Source organism: Pseudomonas sp. FG6 (assembly GCF_057809015.1).
The window spans coordinates 89,531-110,872 of record NZ_JBMDJD010000009.1; the positions used below are offsets into that span (position 1 = coordinate 89,531).

17 protein-coding genes are annotated in these 21,342 nt (G+C 62.5%); 8 read left to right on the forward strand and 9 right to left on the reverse strand.

Going from position 1 to position 21,342, the window contains the following annotated elements; translation table 11 throughout:
- Positions 1-46: 46 nt before the first annotated feature.
- A complete protein-coding gene (gene ppsR, locus ACODSJ_RS08205; RefSeq protein WP_260955063.1) occupies positions 47-865 on the reverse strand; it encodes a posphoenolpyruvate synthetase regulatory kinase/phosphorylase PpsR in 819 nt (272 codons plus the stop codon).
- Positions 866-1,044: 179 nt separating this feature from the next.
- Here ppsR and ppsA point away from each other — a divergent pair, with 179 nt between their 5' ends.
- The 8 genes from ppsA (at position 1,045) to ACODSJ_RS08245 (ending at position 9,164) form a co-directional block, all read left to right on the forward strand.
- Positions 1,045-3,420 (forward strand): phosphoenolpyruvate synthase, encoded by a 2,376-nt coding sequence (gene ppsA / locus ACODSJ_RS08210; protein ID WP_489101238.1) that lies wholly within the window; start codon positions 1,045-1,047, stop codon positions 3,418-3,420.
- Positions 3,421-3,576: 156 nt separating this feature from the next.
- Positions 3,577-4,566 (forward strand): alpha/beta fold hydrolase, encoded by a 990-nt coding sequence (locus ACODSJ_RS08215; RefSeq protein ID WP_489101239.1) that lies wholly within the window; start codon positions 3,577-3,579, stop codon positions 4,564-4,566.
- Positions 4,567-4,692: 126 nt separating this feature from the next.
- The gene (rraA, locus tag ACODSJ_RS08220) at positions 4,693-5,184 is read left to right on the forward strand and encodes a ribonuclease E activity regulator RraA (RefSeq protein WP_489101240.1); all 492 of its coding nucleotides are present in this window, start codon (positions 4,693-4,695) and stop codon (positions 5,182-5,184) included.
- A gap of 22 nt (positions 5,185-5,206) precedes the next feature.
- Positions 5,207-6,202: a zinc transporter ZntB gene (locus ACODSJ_RS08225; RefSeq protein ID WP_489101241.1), complete on the forward strand. Its 996-nt coding sequence runs from the start codon at positions 5,207-5,209 to the stop codon at positions 6,200-6,202.
- Positions 6,203-6,265: 63 nt separating this feature from the next.
- Positions 6,266-6,511 carry a hypothetical protein gene (locus ACODSJ_RS08230; RefSeq protein ID WP_025212679.1) on the forward strand — a complete coding sequence of 82 codons (246 nt, stop codon included), beginning with the start codon at positions 6,266-6,268 and terminating at the stop codon, positions 6,509-6,511.
- Positions 6,512-6,513: 2 nt separating this feature from the next.
- Complete coding sequence (locus tag ACODSJ_RS08235; RefSeq protein WP_489101242.1) at positions 6,514-7,338, forward strand: mechanosensitive ion channel family protein; 825 nt, start codon at positions 6,514-6,516, stop codon at positions 7,336-7,338.
- 93 nt (positions 7,339-7,431) lie between these two features.
- Positions 7,432-8,022: an RNA polymerase sigma factor SigX gene (gene sigX, locus ACODSJ_RS08240; protein WP_489101243.1), complete on the forward strand. Its 591-nt coding sequence runs from the start codon at positions 7,432-7,434 to the stop codon at positions 8,020-8,022.
- 107 nt (positions 8,023-8,129) lie between these two features.
- Positions 8,130-9,164 (forward strand): OmpA family protein, encoded by a 1,035-nt coding sequence (locus tag ACODSJ_RS08245; RefSeq protein WP_489101244.1) that lies wholly within the window; start codon positions 8,130-8,132, stop codon positions 9,162-9,164.
- 209 nt (positions 9,165-9,373) lie between these two features.
- On the opposite strand, the gene cobA is transcribed toward ACODSJ_RS08245, so the two are convergent.
- From cobA to ACODSJ_RS08285, 8 genes are all read right to left on the reverse strand, one after another.
- Complete coding sequence (cobA, locus tag ACODSJ_RS08250) at positions 9,374-10,144, reverse strand: uroporphyrinogen-III C-methyltransferase (protein ID WP_489101245.1); 771 nt, start codon at positions 10,142-10,144, stop codon at positions 9,374-9,376.
- Positions 10,145-10,154: 10 nt separating this feature from the next.
- Positions 10,155-12,872: a nitrate reductase gene (locus tag ACODSJ_RS08255; RefSeq protein ID WP_489101246.1), complete on the reverse strand. Its 2,718-nt coding sequence runs from the start codon at positions 12,870-12,872 to the stop codon at positions 10,155-10,157.
- Complete coding sequence (gene nirD, locus ACODSJ_RS08260; RefSeq protein ID WP_489101247.1) at positions 12,872-13,189, reverse strand: nitrite reductase small subunit NirD; 318 nt, start codon at positions 13,187-13,189, stop codon at positions 12,872-12,874. The genes ACODSJ_RS08255 and nirD overlap by 1 nt, the downstream gene beginning before the upstream one ends.
- Positions 13,186-15,639, reverse strand: coding sequence for a nitrite reductase large subunit NirB (gene nirB / locus ACODSJ_RS08265; protein WP_489101248.1), 2,454 nt, complete (start codon positions 15,637-15,639; stop codon positions 13,186-13,188). The genes nirD and nirB overlap by 4 nt, the downstream gene beginning before the upstream one ends.
- A 419-nt stretch (positions 15,640-16,058) precedes the next feature.
- Entirely contained in the window at positions 16,059-17,729 is a 1,671-nt protein-coding gene (locus ACODSJ_RS08270; protein WP_489101249.1) for a bifunctional protein-serine/threonine kinase/phosphatase, read from the reverse strand.
- A gap of 9 nt (positions 17,730-17,738) precedes the next feature.
- Positions 17,739-18,950, reverse strand: coding sequence for a nitrate/nitrite transporter (locus ACODSJ_RS08275; protein WP_489101250.1), 1,212 nt, complete (start codon positions 18,948-18,950; stop codon positions 17,739-17,741).
- A gap of 352 nt (positions 18,951-19,302) precedes the next feature.
- Positions 19,303-19,878: an ANTAR domain-containing response regulator gene (locus ACODSJ_RS08280; protein ID WP_489101251.1), complete on the reverse strand. Its 576-nt coding sequence runs from the start codon at positions 19,876-19,878 to the stop codon at positions 19,303-19,305.
- A gap of 14 nt (positions 19,879-19,892) precedes the next feature.
- Positions 19,893-21,104 carry a CmpA/NrtA family ABC transporter substrate-binding protein gene (locus tag ACODSJ_RS08285; protein WP_489101252.1) on the reverse strand — a complete coding sequence of 404 codons (1,212 nt, stop codon included), beginning with the start codon at positions 21,102-21,104 and terminating at the stop codon, positions 19,893-19,895.
- Between the last annotated feature and the right edge of the window lie 238 nt (positions 21,105-21,342).

Consider the following 21,342-nt stretch of genomic DNA (forward strand, 5'->3'; position numbering starts at 1 on the left):
AATCGCGAGCAGGCTCGCTCCCACAGGGTCTTGTGGGGGCGTTACTTTATTTGAACCGCCGCTCCACCCCTTTCTCCACCAGGATCTTCGCCGAAATCTCTTCCACGGAAAAATGCGTGGAGTTGATATGGGGAATGTTCTCCCGCCGGAACAGGTTTTCCACTTCGCGCACTTCGAACTCGCACTGGGCGTAGCTTGAGTAGCGGCTGTTGGGCTTGCGCTCGTTGCGGATCGCGGTGAGGCGGTCCGGGTCGATGGTCAGGCCGAACAGCTTGTGCTGGTGGGCGCGCAGGGCGTTGGGCAGTTGCAGGCGCTCCATGTCTTCCTCGGTCAGCGGATAGTTGGCCGCACGGATGCCGAACTGCATCGCCATGTACAGGCACGTCGGTGTCTTACCACAGCGCGACACCCCCACTAGGATCAGGTCGGCCTTGTCGTAATAATGCGTGCGTGCGCCGTCATCGTTATCCAGGGCGAAGTTGACCGCCTCGATCCGCTCCATGTAGTTGGAGTTATGGCCGATGGAGTGGGATTTGCCGACCGAATAGGAAGAATGTTCGCTCAGTTCCTGCTCCAGGGGCGCCAGGAACGTGGAAAAAATGTCGATCATGAAACCATTGGACGTTGCGAGAATCTCACGGATGTCTTGATTGACGATGGTGTCGAAGATAATCGGACGAAAGCCGTCTGTTTCGGCGGCCCTGTTGATTTGTTGTACCATGGCCCGCGCTTTGTCGGCGTTGTCGATGTACGGGCGTGTCAGTTTGGTGAAGGTAATGTTTTCGAACTGCGCCAACAGGCTCTGGCCCAGCGTTTCGGCCGTGATGCCGGTGCCGTCGGAAATAAAGAAAGCAGATCGTTTCATTTGCGCCTTGGGCCCTAGTGAGCTAGTGACAATTCTTGGATATGATAGGCGCGATTTGCCGGCCGCCAGTGGCCCGCATTCTCACTTATTTTCCAGGTCCAGGCCATATCGCCGGCAGAGGCTCCGCTGGAGCCGCCGGTACCTTGAGCGTTTCCAACACAGTTAGTGGAGAGATCACCTTGGTAGAGTACGTAGTTTCCCTCGATAAGCTCGGCGTCCATGATGTGGAGCACGTAGGGGGCAAGAACGCATCCCTGGGCGAGATGATCAGTAACCTCGCCGGCGCCGGCGTATCGGTGCCAGGTGGCTTCGCCACGACCGCTCAGGCTTATCGTGATTTCCTGGAACTGAGCGGCCTGAACCAGCAGATCCATGATGCACTCGATGCCCTGGACGTCGATGACGTCAATGCCCTGGCCAAGACCGGCGCCCAGATCCGCCAGTGGATCATGGAAGCCGAGTTCCCCGAGAAACTGAACACCGAAATCCGTACCGCCTTCGCCAAGTTGTCCGAAGGCAACCCCGACATCGCCGTCGCCGTACGTTCCTCGGCCACCGCCGAAGACCTGCCGGATGCCTCCTTTGCCGGCCAGCAGGAAACCTTCCTGAACATCCGTGGCGTGGAAAACGTCATCCGTGCGGCCAAGGAAGTCTTCGCTTCCCTGTTCAACGACCGTGCCATTTCCTACCGCGTCCACCAGGGCTTCGACCACAAGCTGGTGGCCCTGTCCGCTGGCGTGCAGCGCATGGTCCGCTCCGAAACCGGCACCGCCGGCGTCATGTTCACCCTCGACACCGAGTCGGGCTTCCGTGACGTGGTGTTCATCACCGGCGCCTACGGCCTGGGTGAAACCGTCGTGCAAGGCGCCGTGAACCCGGATGAGTTCTACGTCCACAAGAGCACCCTGCAAGCCGGTCGCCCGGCCATCCTGCGCCGCAACCTGGGCAGCAAGGCCATCAAGATGATCTACGGCGACGAAGCCAAGGCCGGTCGTTCGGTCAAGACCGTCGACGTGGACAAGGCCGAGCGCGCGCGTTTCTGCCTGACCGATGCCGAAGTCAGCGAGCTGGCCAAGCAGGCGATGATCATCGAGCAGCACTACAAGTGCCCGATGGACATCGAGTGGGCCAAGGACGGTGACGACGGCAAGCTGTACATCGTGCAGGCCCGTCCGGAAACCGTGAAGAGCCGCACCCAGGCCAACGTCATGGAGCGCTACCTGCTCAAGGAAACCGGCACCGTGCTGGTGGAAGGCCGTGCCATTGGCCAGCGCATCGGCGCCGGCAAGGTACGGATCATCAAGGACGTCTCGGAGATGGACAAGGTCCAGGCCGGCGACGTGCTGGTCTCCGACATGACCGACCCGGACTGGGAACCGGTGATGAAGCGCGCCAGCGCCATCGTCACCAACCGCGGCGGGCGTACCTGCCACGCGGCGATCATCGCCCGTGAACTGGGCATCCCGGCCGTAGTGGGTTGCGGCAACGCCACCGAGCTGCTCAAGGACGGCCAGGGCGTGACCGTTTCCTGCGCCGAAGGCGACACCGGCTATATCTTCGAAGGCGAACTGGGCTTCGACATCAAGAAGAACTCCGTGGACGCCATGCCGGAGCTGCCGTTCAAAATCATGATGAACGTCGGCAACCCGGACCGTGCCTTTGACTTCGCACAGCTGCCGAACGCCGGCGTGGGCCTGGCCCGCCTGGAATTCATCATCAACCGCATGATCGGCGTGCACCCCAAGGCGCTGCTGAACTACAGCGGCCTGCCGACGGAAATCAAGGACAGCGTCGACAAGCGCATTGCCGGCTACAACGATCCGGTCGGTTTCTACGTCGAGAAACTGGTCGAAGGCATCAGCACCCTGGCGGCGGCCTTCTGGCCGAAAAAGGTCATCGTGCGCCTGTCGGACTTCAAGTCCAACGAATACGCCAACCTGATCGGCGGCAAGCTCTACGAACCCGAAGAAGAGAACCCGATGCTGGGCTTCCGCGGGGCTTCGCGCTACATCAGCGAATCGTTCCGTGACTGCTTCGAGCTCGAGTGCCGTGCCCTCAAGCGCGTGCGCAACGAAATGGGCCTGACCAACGTCGAGATCATGGTGCCGTTCGTGCGCACCCTGGGCGAAGCGAGCCAGGTGGTCGACCTGCTGGCGGAAAACGGCCTGGCCCGTGGCGACAACGGCCTGCGCGTGATCATGATGTGCGAGCTGCCGTCCAACGCGATCCTGGCCGAAGAGTTCCTTGAATTCTTCGACGGTTTCTCCATCGGCTCCAACGACCTGACCCAGCTGACCCTGGGCCTGGACCGCGACTCCGGGATCATCGCCCACCTGTTCGACGAGCGGAACCCGGCGGTCAAGAAGCTGCTGGCCAATGCCATCGCCGCGTGCAACAAGGCCGGCAAGTACATCGGCATCTGCGGCCAGGGCCCTTCGGACCACCCGGACCTGGCCAAGTGGCTGATGGAGCAGGGCATCGAAAGTGTGTCGCTGAACCCGGACTCCGTGCTGGAAACCTGGTTCTTCCTGGCTGAGGGGCAGGCGACAGTCTGATCGAGTGAAGGGGCTGACGCAGATGTCAGCCTCCTAAATCCTTGTGGGAGCGAGCCTGCTCGCGATGGCGGAGTGTCAGTCAATATTGATTTTGCTGACCCACCGCCATCGCGAGCCGGCTCGCTCCCACAGCCGTTTTCTTTGTGCAAGAGCATTATGCAAAGCAGCAGCAACCTCTTTCCTGTCGCTCTGATCAGCGCCGAGCGGCGCGGCGATCTGAGCGAAGACGTCTATCGCTTGAAGCCTGGCAACAGTCCCGACTACAGCGTCGAGCTGGCCGTCACCCGGTTGGGCATGGCCGATGCCGCCGAAGCCCGCGGGGTGCCGGTGATTCTGTTGCACGGCAGTTTTTCCAACCGACGCTTCTGGTATTCGCCCAAAGGCGTTGGCCTGGGTGCGTACCTGACACGCCTGGGTTTCGATGTGTGGATTCCCGAGATGCGCGGTCACGGGCTGTCCCAGCGCAACCACGACTACCGCAAGAACCGCGTCGCCGACTACGCCCGGTACGATCTGCCGGCCATCGGTGCCTTCGTGCGCGAGCAGAGTGGGCAAGTGCCGCACTGGATCGGCCATTCCCTGGGCGGTATCACCCTGGCTGCCGCGCTGGGCGGTCAATACCTCGGCGAGCCGGCCGTGGCGTCGGCGGCGTTTTTTGGGACCCAGGTCAGTCGTACCTACTGGCCGTTGAAAATTCCGCCGGTGGAATGGAGCGGACGCTTCATTCTCAAGCGTTTCGCCCAATTGTCCGGCTCACGGCTCAAGCGCGGCCCGGAGGACGAGCCCATCGGCCTGGCCCTGGAGAGCATGCGTTGGTATGGCCTGTTCGGGCGATTCGGCGATGCCGAGAAGAACTGGTGGACGGGCCTGGCCGATGTGCCGGTGCCGGTGCTGGCGGTCAGCGCGGCGGGCGATCACCAGGATCCGACCTGGGCCTGTCGCAAGCTCTTCGAACAAATCGGTTCGGCGCACAAGCAGTTTGTCTGCCTGGGGCGCGAACACGGCTTTACCGGTGATTTCGGCCATGTCGAGATGCTGGTGAGCAAGGCTGCACAAGCCGAGGTCTGGCCCTTGGTGGCGCGCTGGCTTCAAGAGCGGCAGGCCCCGGCGCAGGACGAGTCGCCTATGCTGGCCGAAGCGGTTTGACGCGAAGGCTCTGACAAGGGCATTCCGCTCTGGTCGGCTTGCGGCTAAGATATGACGCGTTATGCGGTTCCGGTCATAAACGGTTGCTCTTTCAGTCTGACGTTCCAGCCTTTCAGGAGTTGTTCGATGAACCATTACCTCACGCCCGACCTGTGCGATGCCTACCCCGAGCTGGTGCAGGTGCTGGAGCCGATGTTCAGCAATTTCGGTGGCCGCGATTCCTTCGGCGGCGAAATCGTGACCATCAAGTGCTTCGAAGACAACTCGCGGGTCAAGGAGCAGGTTGAGCTCAACGGCAACGGCAAGGTGCTGGTGGTCGACGGCGGTGGTTCCCTGCGACGGGCGTTGCTGGGCGACATGCTCGCGGAGAAAGCCGCGCACAATGGCTGGGAAGGACTGGTGATCTACGGCTGCATCCGCGATGTCGATGTCATCGCCCAGACCGACCTTGGGGTCCAGGCCCTGGCCAGTCATCCGATGAAAACCGACCGTCGCGGTGTCGGCGAGCTCAATGTGGCGGTGACCTTTGCCGGCGTGACGTTCCGTCCGGGCGAGTATGTCTACGCGGACAACAATGGCGTGATTGTCTCGCCAAGCCCGCTGAAGATGCCTGAATGAAGCACCACAGCAAGGGATGAGGATGTTCGAGGAAGAAAACGCGCAATGGGGGCTGGTGCACGCCCTGGTGTTGGATGGTAAAGGCGGCGCGCGTTCCATTGCCCGGACCGAACTCGACGATCTGCAGTTGCAGGCCCACGAAAGCCTGTGGCTGCACTGGGATCGCAGTCACCCACAAACCCACACCTGGTTGCGCAAATCCAGTGGCTTGAGCGAGTTCAACTGCGACTTGCTGCTCGAAGAGAACACCCGGCCGCGCCTGTTGCCGCTGCCCGATGCCGAATTGCTGCTGTTTCTCAGGGGGATCAACCTCAACCCCGGGGCCGAGCCGGAAGACATGGTGTCGGTGCGGATCTTCGCGTCTGCCCAGCGGGTCATCTCCCTGCGCCTGCGACCCTTGCGCGCCACCGATGAGCTGCTGGAGCAACTGGCCGAGGGCAAGGGGCCGAAAACGGCGTCGGAACTCATCCTTTATATGGCGCAGTACCTGACCAACAAAGTGCAGGACCTGGTCACCTGCCTCTCGGAAATCGTCGACGGCGAGGAAGAGGAGCTGGATGCCGACGAACGGTATACCCCCGAACATGACGCCATTTTGCACATCCGTCGAAGGGCGGCCGGGTTGAAGCGGTTCCTGGCGCCACAGCGGGATATCTTCGGCCAGATGTCACGAATCAAGTTGCCCTGGTTCGTCGAAGACGACGGGGACTATTGGAACGAATTGAACAACAGCCTGACCCGCTACCTCGAAGAGCTGGAATTGACCCGCGAGCGCGTGGGGCTGGTGTTGGAGGCCGAGGACCGGCGTCTTTCGGTGCGCATGAACCGCACCATGTACCGCTTCGGCATCGTCACCGGGATCTTCCTGCCGATGAGTTTTCTCACCGGGCTGCTGGGCATCAACGTCGGTGGCATTCCGTTTTCCGCGAGCCCCTACGGTTTCATGGTTGCCTGCCTGTTGATGGTCTGCGTGGCCTTGGGGCAGTGGTGGCTGTTCCGCCGTTTGCGCTGGGTGTGACGGGGTTTCATGTGACCCGACGAAATTTGATCGCGTCTTCCACAGACATCACGAGAGGTGCGTATGCACGATCCGTTCGAACAGTCTTTGCGCGACATGCTCAGGGCTTCGCCGTCCAGCCGGGACGACGACGCCTGCCTTGGGCGTGTACTGAAAACCGCCAACCGCCAGGTCGGCGCCGGCGATCTGTTCAGCCTGCTGGGCCGCTGGTTGCCCGCGCTGATGATCGCCCTGAATAACGGGTCGGCCCATGTCTCGCCGGTTTCCCGCCGTAAACCTGTTACCCGCACCGCTGATAAGGCTGATTGAATATGGAACTTGATCTCTGGACCCAGAGCCTCGTCACTGCGATGACTGCGTTGTGGACCAAGGTGGCTAACTTCATCCCGAACCTCTTCGGCGCCCTGGTCGTGCTGTTGCTGGGGTTCGTCGTGGCCAAGTTGCTGGATACCCTGCTGTCCAAGCTGCTCGCCAAGCTGGGCCTCGACCGCCTGATGGGCGGCACCGGCCTGACCAAACTGTTGTCCCGTGGCGGCATCCAGGTACCGATTTCGACCCTGGTGGGCAAGATCGTCTACTGGTTCGTGGTGCTGATCTTCCTGGTCTCCGCCGCCGAGTCCCTTGGCCTTGAGCGCGTTTCGGCGACGCTCGACATGCTCGCGCTGTACCTGCCGAAGGTCTTTGGCGCGGCGCTGGTGCTGCTGGTCGGGGTCCTGCTGGCGCAACTGGCCAATGGGCTGGTGCGCGGCGCAGCCGAAGGCGTGGGCCTGGACTACGCTGCGGGTCTGGGGCGCATCGCCCAGGGCCTGGTGATCATCATCAGTATTTCTGTCGCGATCAGCCAGTTGGAGGTCAAGACTGACCTGCTCAACCACGTGATCGTGATCGTCTTGATTACCGTTGGTCTGGCGGTGGCATTGGCGATGGGCCTGGGAAGCCGGGAAATCGCCGGCCAGATTCTGGCGGGAATCTACGTGCGTGAATTGTACGAGGTGGGGCAACAAGTGCGTGTTGGCGAGGTCGAAGGCCAGATCGAAGAGATCGGCACGGTGAAGACCACATTGCTGACCGAGGAGGGCGAACTGGTGTCGCTGTCCAATCGGATCCTGCTGGAGCAGCATGTGAGTAGCCGCTAACCCGGCAAATCCTGCTAATGTATGCCGCCGCAAAAATGCCTGCCACCCGCAGGTTGCGGCGCACATTGACCTAGACTGTCGGCCCGACTTGTTTTGAACAAACCCCAATCGCTATCCACGCGCTACGACCCCCGTGAACTCTCCGACGAGGAGTTGGTCGCTCGCGCGCACACGGAGCTGTTCCACGTAACTCGTGCTTACGAAGAATTGATGCGCCGTTACCAGAGAACACTATTTAACGTTTGTGCACGTTATCTGGGGAACGATCGCGACGCTGACGATGTCTGTCAGGAGGTGATGTTGAAGGTGCTGTATGGCCTGAAGAACTTCGAGGGGAAATCGAAGTTCAAGACATGGCTTTATAGCATCACGTACAACGAATGCATCACCCAGTACCGTAAGGAACGACGAAAGCGTCGCTTGATGGACGCTTTGAGCCTGGATCCTCTAGAGGAAGCGTCTGAAGAGAAGGCGCCCAAGCCCGAGGAAAAGGGTGGGCTTGATCGTTGGCTGGTTTATGTGAACCCGATCGACCGGGAAATTCTGGTGCTACGATTTGTCGCAGAGCTGGAGTTCCAGGAGATCGCAGACATCATGCACATGGGTTTGAGCGCGACAAAAATGCGTTACAAGCGCGCTCTTGACAAATTACGTGAGAAATTTGCAGGCATTGCTGAAACTTAGTTCGGCGCAAATATCTCTTACGTGTGGGCAAGTTCTGTTAGACTTGCCGCCGAGTTGTCCCCCGGTTTGCGGGACTGCTTCACAATCACCAGATGGGGATTTAACGGATGAAACTGAAAAACACCTTGGGCTTTGCCATTGGTTCTTTGATTGCTGCCACTTCGTTCGGCGCTCTGGCACAAGGCCAAGGCGCAGTTGAAATCGAAGGCTTCGCCAAGAAAGAACAATTCGACAGCGCTCGTAACTTCAAGAACAACGGCAACCTGTTTGGCGGTTCGGTCGGTTACTTCCTGACCGACGACGTTGAACTGCGTCTGGCCTACGACGAAGTGCACAACGCACGTTCCGACGACGGTCGTAACATCAAAGGCGCCAACACTGCCCTGGACGCCCTGTACCACTTCAACAACCCAGGCGACATGCTGCGTCCTTACGTATCGGCTGGCTTCTCCGATCAGAGCATCGGTCAGAACGGCTCCAGCGGTCGTAACCGCTCCACCTTCGCCAACGTTGGCGGCGGCGCCAAGCTGTACTTCACCGAGAACTTCTACGCCCGTGCTGGCGTTGAAGCTCAATACAACATCGACCAGGGCGACACCGAGTGGGCTCCTAGCGTCGGTATCGGTGTGAACTTCGGTGGCGGCTCCAAGCCTGCTGCTGCTCCAGTTCCAGCACCGGCTGAAGTCTGCTCCGACAGCGACAACGATGGCGTGTGCGACAACGTCGACAAGTGCCCTGACACCCCAGCCAACGTAACCGTTGACGCTGATGGCTGCCCAGCTGTTGCTGAAGTCGTACGTGTTGAGCTGGACGTCAAGTTCGACTTCGACAAGTCGGTCGTCAAGCCAAACAGCTACGGCGACATCAAGAACCTGGCTGACTTCATGAAGCAGTACCCATCCACCACCACTACTGTTGAAGGTCACACTGACTCCGTCGGTCCTGACGCTTACAACCAGAAACTGTCCGAGCGTCGTGCAAACGCCGTTAAGCAAGTTCTGACCAACCAGTACGGTGTTGAATCGTCCCGCGTTCAGTCCGTTGGCTACGGCGAATCCCGCCCAGTTGCTGACAACGCCACTGAAGCTGGTCGCGCTGTAAACCGCCGCGTAGAAGCGCAGGTTGAAGCCAAAGCTAAGTAATTAGCCCACCGCTTTGGAAAAGCCCGGCCTAGGCCGGGCTTTTCTTTGCCTGCGATTTTTGAGCGGATGCAGACTCCCTGTGAGAGCATGGATTTGGCATTGAGCTCAAACCTCTGTGGGAGCAAAGCTTGCTCGCGCTGGCGGTGGATCAGTCACAGCAATACTGACTGATAGACCATTATCGCGAGCAAGCTTTGCTCCCACAGGTTCTAGCCGGGCTGTGAGATCTGCGCTGAAACCTGGCCCCATTCAGATGGCGATCCTGCCAGTTCGGCAGCGCCCGCCACGGCGCCAATCACCAGGATGGCCGGGCTCTTGAGTTGAAAGGCGCTGGCATCGGCTTCCATCGAGGCCAGGCTGCTGCGGCAGTCGCGCTGATGGGGCAGGGACGCGTTTTCGATCATGGCCACCGGGGTGTCCGCGGCCAGGCCGCCGACCAGCAGCTGCTCACGGATCTCGCTCAGCTTTGCCACGCCCATGTACACCACCAGGGTGGTTCCGCTTTGCGCCAAGGCTTGCCAGTTCAGGCTGCTGCCGTCCTGGGTGTGGGCCGTCACCAGCGTTACGCCCCGGGCGATCCCGCGCAGGGTCAGCGGAATATCGCACTGGGTCGCGCCCGCGAGGCCGGCGGTGATGCCGTTGACCAGTTCTACCTCGACACCGTGCCCGCGCAGCCACTGCGCTTCTTCACCGCCACGCCCGAAGATGCAGGGGTCGCCGCCCTTGAGGCGCACCACGCATTTGCCCTGGCGGGCGTAGCGCAGCATCAGGCGATGGATAAAAGCCTGTGGCGTGGAACGGCATCCGCCGCGCTTGCCCACGGCAATGACGCGCGCGCTGGGGCAGTGCTCCAGTACGGCGTCGTTGACCAAGTCGTCGATCAACACCACGTCGGCCTCGCGCAGGGCGCGCACGGCTTTGAGGGTCAGTAATTCAGGGTCACCGGGACCTGCACCCACCAGCCAGACTTTTGCGTTCATAGTGTTTTCCTCACGAGATAGCCGCCAGCGGTTGCGCGGTGGCAATCAGCAGGCGCTTGATTTCCGGTACGCAGGAACCGCATTGCGTGCCGCAGCCCAGTTCCTTTTTCAGTCCCGGCAAGTCCAGGCCGCGTTCGATGCCTGCGCAGACCGCGCGTTGGCTGACGTTCATGCAGTTGCACAGTGTCTTGCTGCCGCCCGCTGTCGCGCCGACGTTGCCCGGCGGCGCACTCAACGGCGCCAGTAGCCAACGCCGCAACTGCTCATCGGTACGCCCCTCCAGCCACAGGTTCTGCAACCAGTGCCGGGCCAGGGTCTCGCCGGCCAGGCGAATGGCGGTGATACGACCGTGTTCGATCCGTACCCGTTTACCGATGGCGCGACGCGGGTCGTCATAGGCCAGCACGGGCCCTTCGATCAACCCCAGTTGCTCGTCGATCGCCTGGAGCAGTGGCGCCTCGGGGGCGACGGCGCTGGCCGCACGGATCAGCAGTGCCGGACGTTCACGCCCGGTCAGGCTCAGGCTGACGTAGGCAAACGCCTCACACAGCGGTCGCAATGTCTCCAAATGCTGTTGAACATCACCTTCGACCAGGGCGAAAAGCTGCCAAGGCAGATTCACTGGCTCCAGGCGCACGCCGCTGTGCTTGAGTTCGGGTTGTTTCGACAAGGGGTCGAAGGCCGGTTGCGTGAGGGTATTGACCCCGCCCTTGAGGAACCGATCGCCCCAGTGCATCGGCAGGAAGGCCTGGCCGGGACGCACGCTGTCGTCGCTGTCCACCGCCACGATCACGCTGCCGCGACGGCTCTTGAGGTTGACCAGGTCGCCGGCCTGCAGGCCATGGCGGAGCAATTCGTCAGGGTGCAGGCTGAGCACCGCTTCGTTCACATGGCCGAACAGCTGAGCGGCAGTGCCGGTGCGGCTCATCCCGTGCCATTGGTCCCGCAGGCGACCGGTGTTCAAGGTCAACGGGTAGCGTGCATCGCGCAGTTCCTTGGCGGCGCGATAAGGGTCGGCGACGAACCGCGCCCGGCCGCTGTCGGTAGGAAAGATCCCGTCCACATACAGGCGTGCCGTGCCCACGGTGGCGCCTTCCGGGAAGGGCCATTGCTGCGGGCCGAGCCGGTCGATCAGGGCGTGGCTGATGCCGGACAGATCCAGGTCGCGGCCACGGGTCAGTTGTTTGTACTCATCGAACAACTGGGCCGGGGATTCAAAGGCGAACAGGCTGGGTTGGCCCGCACGCAATCGCTTTTCCAGGCGTTGTGCGAAATCCACGGTAATCGCCCAGTCCGGCCGCGCTTCACCCGGTGCGCCGATTGCCCGGCGAACGTGGGAAATGCGTCGTTCGGAGTTGGTCACCGAACCTTCCTTCTCGCCCCAACTGGCTGCCGGCAACAGCAGATCGGCAAACGCGGCGGTCTCGGTGGTCTGGAAGGCCTCCTGCAACACCACGAACGGGCAGGCTTGCAGTGCGGCCCGTACCAGCTTCTGGTCTGGCATCGACTGGGCCGGGTTGGTGCAGGCGATCCACAGCGCCTTGATCTTGCCCTGGCGCACCTGTTCGAACAGCTCGATGGCGCTCAAACCGGTGGTGGCAGGCAGTTGGTCGACCCCCCAATAGCGCGCCACTTCGGCGCGATGCTCCGGGTTGGCGGCTTCGCGATGGCCCGGCAGCAGGTTCGACAGGCTGCCGGTTTCCCGTCCGCCCATGGCGTTGGGTTGGCCCGTCAGCGAGAAAGGGCCCGCGCCCGGCCGGCCGATCTGTCCGGTGGCCAAGTGCAGGTTGATCAGCGCGCTGTTCTTGGCACTGCCGGCGGTGGACTGGTTCAGGCCCATGCACCACAACGACAGGAAGCTCGTCGCGCTCCCGATCGACTCGGCGCATTGCTGCAGTTGTTCGACACTGATGCCGCACAACTGGGCGACCATGGCGGGCGTGTAGTCGCGCACCAGGTTCTTCAGGTCGGCCAGGCCCTCGGTGTGAGCCTTGATGAAGTCGCGGTCGACCCAGTCTTCCCACAACAGCAGGTGCAAAATCCCATGGAACAAGGCGACATCAGTGCCCGGCAGGATCGCCAGGTGCAGGTCCGCCAAGTCGCAGGTGTCGGTGCGCCGGGGGTCGATGACGATGATTTTCATCTGTGGTCGGCGGGATTTCGCTTCTTCGAGGCGGCGAAACAGGATCGGGTGGGCGTAGGCCATGTTGCTGCCGACGATCATCACGCAATCGCTCAGTTCCAGGTCTTCATAGTTGCAGGGCGGAGCATCGGCGCCGAGGCTGCGCTTGTAGCCCACCACGGCGGAGGACATGCACAGCCGTGAGTTGCTGTCGATGTTGTTGGTGCCCACCAGCGCCCGGGCGAGCTTGTTGAACGCGTAGTAGTCCTCGGTCAACAGTTGGCCGGAAATGTAGAACGCCACGCTGTCGGGGCCGTGTTCGGCGAGGGTGTCGGCGAACACGCTGGCGGCGTGATCCAGGGCGCTGTCCCAGTCGGTACGGGTCCGGGCCAGGCCCTTGCCCAGGCGCAGCTCGGGGTACAAGGCGCGGGCGGCGAGGTCGCCGGTCAGGTGCAAGGTCGAGCCCTTGCTGCACAGTTTGCCAAAGTTGGCCGGGTGGGCGGGATCGCCACTGACGCCGAGGATGCGCTCGCCGTCATGCTCGATCAGTACGCCGCAGCCGACCCCGCAATAACAGCAGGTCGAGGCAGTGGTCTGGCGGTTCATCAGCTTGCGTCCCGCAGCGCCAGCATCACCCGGCCGTTCTCGACCCGTACCGAGTGGTGATGGGCGCAGCCCACATCCGGGGCTTGGGCCTGGCCGGTTTCCAGGTCGATCTGCCAGTTGTGCAGCGGGCAGGCTACGCGCTTGCCGTAGACCAGGCCCTGGGACAGCGGCCCGCCCTTGTGCGGGCAGCGGTCATCGAGTGCGAAGACCTCGTCGTCGCTGGTGCGAAAAATCGCGATGTCGCCCCGGGGGCCGGTGACGATGCGCGAGCCCAGGGCGTTGATTTCTTCCAGGGCGCAGATATCCAGCCAGTTCATGCCGGCACCTCCAGGTTTTTCACGGGGATGACTTCAAACTCTTTTTTCAGCTGGGGTTGTTCCAGGCGCTGTTTCCACGGGTCCTGTTCCAGCGACAGGGAAAACTTCAGGCGTTCGTGGAGCGCCTTGCGCCGGGCCGGGTCTTCGAGCACGGCCTTCTTGATGTGCTCCATGCCGACGCGCTGCATGTAATGCACGGTGCGTTCGAGATAGAAGGCCTCTTCGCGGTACAGCTGCAGGAACGCACCGTTGTATTCGCGCACCTCTTCGGCGGTCTTGAGCTTGACGAAAAACTCGGCGACTTCGGTCTTGATCCCGCCGTTGCCGCCGATGTACATCTCCCAGCCCGAATCGACGCCGATGATGCCGACGTCCTTGATGCCCGCTTCCGAACAGTTGCGCGGGCAACCGGAGACGGCCAGCTTCACCTTGTGGGGCGACCACATGTTGAACAGGTCATGCTCCAGTTCGATGCCCAGTTGCGTGGAATTCTGGGTGCCGAAGCGGCAGAACTCGCTGCCCACGCAGGTCTTCACGGTGCGGATGGACTTGCCGTAGGCATGGCCGGACGGCATGTCGAGGTCCTTCCAGACGCCGGGCAGGTCCTGCTTCTTGATCCCCAGCAGGTCGATGCGCTGCCCGCCCGTGACCTTGACCATCGGCACGCTGTACTTGTCGGCCACGTCGGCAATGCGCCGCAGTTCCGAAGGATTGGTCACGCCGCCCCACATGCGCGGCACGACGGAATAGGTGCCGTCTTTCTGGATGTTGGCGTGGGCGCGTTCGTTGATCAGGCGCGATTGCGGATCGTCCTGGGCTTCGCCGGGCCAGGTGGAGATCAGGTAGTAGTTCAGCGCCGGGCGGCAGGTGGCGCAGCCATTGGGGGTGCGCCAGTTCAGGTAGCTCATGGTCCCGGCGATGGTCAGCAGGTGCTCGTCGCGGATCGCCTGGCGGATCTGGCCGTGGTTGAGGTCGCTGCAACCGCAGATGGCCTTTTCGCTCTTGGGCTTGACGTCCGCCGCGCCGCCGACGGTGTTGATCAGGATCTGTTCCACCAGGCCGGCGCAGGAACCGCAGGAACTGGCGGCCTTGGTGTGTTTTTTCACGTCGTCGACGCTGAACAGCCCGTGTTCCTGGATCGCCTTGACGATGGTGCCCTTGCACACGCCGTTGCAACCGCAGACTTCGGCGCTGTCGGCCATGGACATGGCTTTGTCCTGGCCCTGGTGGCCGACGTCGCCCAAGGCGTTTTCACCGAACATGAGGTGATCGCGGATTTCGCTGATGCCGGCGTTTTCACGGATCTGGCGGAAGTACCAACCGCCGTCCGCCGTATCGCCGTACAGACAGGCGCCCACCAGCACGTCGTCCTTGATCACCAGTTTCTTGTACACGCCGCCGATGGGGTCGGAGAGGGTGATGGTCTCGGTGCCTTCGCCGCCCATGAAGTCCCCGGCAGAGAACAGGTCGATACCGGTGACTTTCAACTTGGTCGACGTGACCGAGCCTTTGTAAGTGGCAAAGCCCAGTTGTGCGAGGTGGTTGGCGCAGACCTTGGCCTGTTCGAACAGCGGCGCGACCAGGCCGTAGGCGGTGCCGCGGTGGCTGGCGCATTCGCCGATGGCATAGATGCGTGGGTCGTAGGTTTGCATCGTGTCGTTGACCAGGATCCCGCGGCTGCAAGGGATGCCGGATTTTTCCGCGAGTTCGGTGTTGGGGCGGATACCGGCGGCCATCACCACCAGGTCGGCGGGAATGATGTCGCCGTTCTTGAACTGCACCGAGCCGACCCGGCCATTGCCGGCGTCGTGCAGGGCCTGGGTCTGCTCGCTGAGGCGAAATTTCAGGCCTCGGCTTTCCAAGGCGGTTTGCAGCAGTTGGCCGCTGGTCTTGTCCAGTTGCCGTTCCAGCAGCCATTCACCGATGTGAACGACGGTCACGTCCATGCCGCGCAGTTTCAGGCCATTGGCGGCCTCCAGGCCCAACAGGCCACCGCCGATCACCACGGCGTGCTTGTGGGTCTTGGCGGTGTCGATCATCGCCTGGGTGTCGGCGATGTCGCGGTAGCCGATCACGCCCTCCAGGGCGTTGCCGGGGATCGGCAGGATGAACGGCGTGGAGCCGGTGGCGATCAGCAGGCGGTCATATTCAGCCTCGGTGCCGTCTTCGGCGATGACCCGGCGCTTGACCCGGTCGATCTCGACCACCTTGCGGTTGAGCAGCAGCTTGATGTTGTGTTCCTGGTACCAGCTCAGGTCGTTGAGTACGATCTCTTCGAAGGTCTGCTCACCGGCCAGCACCGGGGACAGCAGAATGCGGTTGTAGTTGGCGTGGGGCTCGGCGCCGAACACCGTGATGTCATACAGCTCATTGCTCAGCTTGAGCAGTTCTTCAAGGGTCCGAACCCCGGCCATACCGTTGCCGATCATCACCAGTTTGAGTTTTTTCATCAGGGTTCTCCGCGAGCTCATGCCCGTGTCATCACGGCGATCGGGCTGGCTCGGCAACTTTTTCGAAAACAAAAAAAGGCGTCCCGCTAGCAAGCTAGCGAGGACGCCTTTGTCCGGGTCCCGTTCTCTCGGGAAGCACCGCCTTCATCGTTGGAGGCGTTGCGTTATGTCTGTTGATAGGGGTTATGCAGTGGTTGTGCCAAGTGGCTTGAGGGCGCGGATTTATTGGGCGGGTCGCTGGTCGGGTACGGTGCAGGGGGAGTTATTGCACCGAATCAAAGCGTGTTGCCCGGTAATGGAGCGTGGGGCGGTGAAAGTGCCTTTGTGGCGAGGGAGCTTGCTCCCGCTCGAGCGCGCAGCGGTCGCCGGTTTTCCGGGGCTGCTGCGCACCCCAGCGGGAGCAAGCTCCCTCGCCACGGTTATGAGTGGAATACCAGAAACAGCAGCACCAGATTCACCACCAGCGACACCAGCGCCAGCGTCCGCCAGACCTTAAGCGGCTCGCGTTCCAGCAACGGCCGGGGCCTGACGCTCAAGCTGCGGCGCTCGCCCTGTTCCAGCAACAGCAACCATTCTTCGGCGGTTTCAAAGCGCTGGCCCGGATCCGCGGCAACGGCACGCTCCAGGCTTTGCCCGAGCCATTCAGCCAGGTCCGGCCGATAGCGGCTGGCACTGACCGGGACGCCAAAGCGCGGGCGCTGGAAGGCTTCGATTTCGCCGTAGGGGTAATGCCCGGTCAGCAGGAAATACAAGGTCACGCCAACGGCATATAAATCCTGTTGCGCTGTCGGGGCGGTGCCACCGAACGCTTCCGGCGCGATATAGCTGGGTGTGCCGGGCAATGCGTTGGCCTGGTCCTCGGACAGGCCCGGGCAGTATGCCAGGCCGAAATCCAGCAAGCGCAATTCGCCGTCGTCACCCAGGTGCAGGTTGTCCGGCTTGATGTCGCGGTGGTAGATCTGCCTTCGATGCAACAGGCCTACTGCCCGTACCAACCGCTGGGCCAGGTCCAACCACTGAGCCAGAGTGAGTGGCCCGCCCTGGTCGAACAGCTCGGCCAGGGTGATGCCCGGGTATTCGCGCATCACGTAATACAGGTGCTGGCGTTGCGCAACGCCATGGACCTCGGGGAATTGCCGGCCAGCGACCCGCTTGAGAAACCACTCTTCCGAAAGCAGTGCCTGGCCGGCCTGGGTGTCGTCGCGCAGATGCCCCGGCAAGGTTTTCAACAACCATGGTTGGCCCTGGCCGTCGTGCACGCGGTAGAGCAACGATTGCTGGCTCTGGCCCAGCAGGCCTTCGACCTGCCAGCCCTCGAACACCTGGCCAGGTTTCAGCGTCGGCGGCAGGGGCCACTGCTGCAACTGGATCAGGGCATCGCCGATGCTCGCTTCGCCCACGGCATCGACCCGCACCAGCAGGGCGCTGGCGTTGTCCTGGCTGCCGGCCAGGTGCGCGGCGTTGACCAGGGTCTGGGCGGCGAGGTCGAGCTCCGGCTGGTCGCGCAGGATGCCGGCGATGGCCGTGTCCCCCAGGGCGGCCCAGACGCCGTCACTGAGCAGGACGAAGGTTTCGTCGGGACGCAACTCACCGTCGAGGAAGTCCAGGACCAAGTGTTGATCCAGCCCCAGCGCACGCTTGAGCACGTGCTGCATGCCTTGTTGGTCCCAGACGTGATCCTCGCTGATCCGTTGCAGTTGATCGGCGTGCCAGCGGTAGACCCGGCAGTCGCCGACGTGGGCGAGGGTGAAGCGTCGCCCGCGCAGGACCAGGGCGCTGACGGTGGTAAGCAGCGGTTGCCCGCCACCATTGGCCTGCAGCCAGCGATTCTGCGCCAGCAGCAGCCGGTCCAGGGCCTGGGCCACGCCCCAGGTCTGTGGCGTGGCGTAGTAGTCCAGGGCCAGCGCCTGCAAGGTCGAGCGGGCAGCCAGCCCGCCATCGGCGCACTGGCTCACGCCGTCGGCGATGGCGAACAGGTAACCCTTGCTGGCGGCCAGGGCGGGGGCGGGGGTGACCAGGCGCAGGGCGTCCTGGTTTTCTTCCCGCGGGCCGATGGCACTGGCTTCGGCGAAACTCAGTTGCAGGCTCATGGTGGTTATTTATACCCGGGCGGCGGTGACAGCGGCCGAACCCCAAGTGGTTCTCCAGCGACGCTTGACGCCGTGTAGGCCGAACCAGGCCAGGACGCCAAGGCTGGCGAACAACCACAGCGCCAACTGGTAGCTGCCGGTGCTCTGCTTGATCGCGCCCATGCCCGCCGCCAGGGCGAAACCGCCGATGCCGCCGGCCATGCCGATCAGCCCGGTCATCACGCCGATTTCACGACGGAAGCGTTGTGGCACCAGTTGGAACACTGCGCCGTTGCCCGCACCCAAACCGAGCATGGTGCAGACGAACAGGGCCAATGCCGCGTAGGAACTCGGCAGGTTGAAGCCCACGGCAGCGATGCAGACCGCTGCCACGGTGTACATGCCCAACAGGGTGCGGATGCCGCCGAACCGGTCCGCCAGGGCACCGCCCAAGGGCCGCATCAGGCTGCCACCGAAGACGCAGGCGGCGGTGTAGTAGCCGGCGGTCACCGGGCTCAGGCCGTATTGGTCGTTGAAGTAGCCAGGCAGGGCGCTGGCCAGGCCGATGAAGCCGCCAAAGGTCACGCTGTAGAAGAACATGAACCACCAGCTGTCACGGTCGCCCAGGGCCTTGAGGTAGTCGGTCATGGATTTGGCCTTGGGGCGCTCGGGCGCGTTCTTGGCCAGCCAGGCGAAGAGGACCAGGGTCAGCACCAGAGGGATCAGGGCGAAACCGAATACGTTGGTCCAGCCGAAGGCCACGGCCATGAGCGGTGCGATCAACGCAGCGAGCACGGTGCCCGAGTTGCCGGCACCGGCGATGCCCATCGCCTTGCCTTGGTGTTGGGGCGGATACCATTGCGACGCCAGGGGCAGGGCGACGGCGAACGATGCACCGGCCACGCCCAGGAACAGGCCCAGCAGCAGGGCTTGTTCGTAGCTGTGGATGCCCAGTTTCCAGGCGCAGAACAACGCGCTGATCACGATCGCCTGGCCGACCATGCCGGCGGTCTTGGGCGAAATCCGGTCGGCCAGCAGGCCCATGAACAGACGCAGCACGGCGCCGGCCAGGATCGGTGTCGCCACCATCAGGCCGCGTTGCTGGGTGGTCAGGTGCAGGTCGGCGGAAATCTGCACGGCCAGGGGACCGAGCAGGTACCAGACCATGAAACTCAGGTCGAAATAGAGGAAGGCCGCGAACAGTGTCGGGGTATGGCCGGATTTCCAGAAGCTTGAATTCATCGCGCACCTCAGCGTTAAAAGTCTCGAGAAATGAGTCAGTGCTTTGAGCAGTGCGCCGTCTGTGGTCGCACCACCGGCCCCGAAGGGCCAAAACAAAAAAACGCCGCAACCCGGATCGCCAGAGAGGCAAGGAGGGTGTGCGACGTCTTTGTCGTAGGTGGGGCAACCGCCGTTGGTTACCTGTGAGGTTGTCTAAGCGAGATCTGTGCCAACCCTGGAAATGGATGGGCCGCCTATCGCGAGCAGGCTCGCTCCCACAGGTTCCGAGGTGAACATGGCCCTTGTGAACGCTCCGATCCAATGGGGGAGCGAGCCTGCTCGCGATGGCATCAGCCCAGGCGCCACAAGGCTCTCAGCCGAGCAGCTCATTCATGGCAATGATCTGCTCCGCCACCTGGATCAGTTTCTGCTGGCGGCTCATGGCCTGGCGGCGCATCAGGGTGTAGGCCTGTTCCTCGTTGCATTCCTTCATCTTCATCAGCATGCCCTTGGCCAGTTCGATGCGCTTGCGTTCGGCCAGTTGCTGGTCCCGGGCCAGGAGTTGGGCGCGCAGGGCCTGGTCGCTTTCGAAGCGGGCCATGGCCACGTCGAGGATCGGTTGCAGGCGTGCGGCGTGGATGCCTTCGACGATGTAGGCGCTCACGCCCGATTTGATCGCCTGGCGCATTACATCCGGGTCGTGCTCGTCGGTGAACATGATGATCGGTCGTGGCTGGTCGCGGCTGACGAGCACCACTTGCTCCATCACATCACGTCCGGGTGACTCGGTATCGATCAGGATCACGTCCGGACGCACCGTTTCGACGCGCGCTGGCAGGTCGATGGTCAGGCCCGATTCGTCGATGACTTCAAACCCGGCTTCGGTCAGGGCGGCCTTGAGGCGGCCGACTTTTTTCGCGGTGTCGTTGATCAGCAGGATACGCAGCATGGTCGAGGCTCCTGTCAGCGGCTGGCGAAAAGGGGAGCCGCATCGCTCAAGGCGTGCAGTTTGAAGCGCTTGGCATAGCCGGCCGGGTCCGAGCCGTCCCAGAGGGTGCCGTCGATCAACTGGCTGCTGCGCATGTCCTGGCGCGGCGATGCGATGTCCAGCGCCGCGCTGGCTTCACGGTACAGATCCAGTTGCTGGACTTGTCGGGCCACGGCCAGGTAATCCGGGTCTTCGCGCAGCAGGCCCCAACGACGGAACTGGGTCATGAACCACATGCCGTCGGACAGGTACGGCAGATTCACTTCGCCATTGCCGTGGAAACGCATGGCGTGAGGGTCCTGCCAGCTGTTGCCCAAGCCGTCGGCATAGATCCCCAGCAAGCGGGGTTCGATGCAATCGAGCGGGGCATCGAGGTATTGCGGGGCGCTCAACAGTTGCGCCGTGCTGCGACGGTTCTCGCTGCTTTGTTCAATGAAACGGCTGGCCTCCAGGATCGCCTTCACCAGCGCCCGGGCAGTGTTGGGGTATTGCTCGACGAACGCGCGGGTGCAGCCGAGGACTTTTTCCGGGTGGTCGGGCCAGATAGTCTGGGTGGTTGCCAGGGTAAAGCCCAGGTTCTGTTTCACCGCGCTGGCACACCAGGGCTCACCGACGCAGAAGCCGTCGATACGCCCGGCTTGCAAGTGCGCAACCATTTGCGGCGGGGGCACCACCACGCTGTCGACGTCCGACAACGGGTGGATGCCCTGGGCGGCCAGCCAGTAATAGAGCCACATGGCGTGGGTCCCGGTGGGGAAGGTCTGGGCAAAGGTCAGTTTCGGGCGAGTTTGGTGCACATGCCGTTCCAGTGCCTCAGGACTGGTCACGCCCTGGGCCTGGAGACCGTGCGACAGGTTGATGCTCTGGCCGTTCTGGTTCAGCCCCATCAGCACCGCCATGTCGGTCGGGGCGACCCCGCCAATGCCCAGGTGCACCGCGTAGACCAGGCCGTACAGGCTGTGGGCCGCATCGATTTCACCGCTGACCAGCCTGTCGCGCAGGTTGGCCCAGGAGCTCTGGCGCTTGAGGTTCAGGGTCAGGCCATAAGGTTGGGCGAAGCCCTGGGTGGCGGCTACCACCAACGGCGCGCAGTCGCTCAAGGCCATGAAACCGAGGTTGACCGCGCTCTTTTCCGGGGCATCGCTGCCGTTGACCCACGCCAGGGCAGTGCTGGGAACTTCATTCATCGCGCATCACCTTCCACATGAAGAAGCGCCGTACCTGCACGGAGGACGACGCCATTGTTCTTTGAATCGTCCCTTGAATCGGCCTTTGAATCAGCCTGCACTCATTCCGTTTGCCAGGAGCCGATGAACACAACGGGTGCAAGGCATATGCCAGCGGGGGGCTCATCAGCTTTCCATCAAGATTCAAGGCGCCGCATCTTGCACCCTGCGCTCCTTCCATCGCCCCAGAGCATCACCC